General features: G+C 37.0%; 1 protein-coding gene. It reads left to right on the plus strand.

Annotated features, from left to right (window positions below; genetic code table 11):
• Nucleotides 1–709: hypothetical protein (locus U5B17_RS09655; protein ID WP_430805139.1), on the plus strand; the 709-nt coding region annotated here is incomplete at both ends.

Consider the following 709-nt stretch of genomic DNA (forward strand, 5'->3'; position numbering starts at 1 on the left):
GTTCGGCAGTTATTACTCAAACGGCTTCATCAGTGGTCGCATCTGCCATAACTGGCAACAAGCCAAACATAGACTTAGGCTCACTAGCTACAAATGCCATAAGTGCAGGTATAATGTCTTATGCAAATTTTGCATTAGGTACAAATGCCTTAACAGAAAATATGAATATATCAGACTATGCTAAAAACGCTACTATAAACGGAGTAGGTCAAGGTATAACATCACAGATAAAAGGGCAAAATTTCAAAGACGGCTTTATATCAGGAGCAGTTATATCAGTGCTAAGCGATAGTGCTTTGCAGATGAGGAAGTATGTTAAGGATAGGTATGATTATTTAGGCAAAAATGGGGAAATAGTTCCAGAAAACGCACAGAGTATCGGAGTGAGGGGTGATGGGGTTAAGTTGGCTGGAAGTCATTTAGACCCAAATACAAAAGATAAAATAATTGCCCCATTTGGTGGCTCTCAAACGGGAGAAAGGCTTATATTTAAAAATAGCTATGATAAAGGCTCTTTTATAGATCATATGAACGAGAGCTTTGCAGGACCTCATGACTTTTTATCGAGTTGGAATTATGAGAATATCGGATTAAAAACATATCTACAAAATAATAATACTCTTATAGATGTCGCAAGTGGATTGCTTTTAATACCTTCTGCACCATTTGCAATAGCACCATTTGTTCAAGATAATATGACAAGTATTGG

It is taken from the genome of Campylobacter australis, assembly GCF_050586305.1.
In the GTDB taxonomy this organism is placed as follows: Bacteria; Campylobacterota; Campylobacteria; order Campylobacterales; family Campylobacteraceae; genus Campylobacter_A.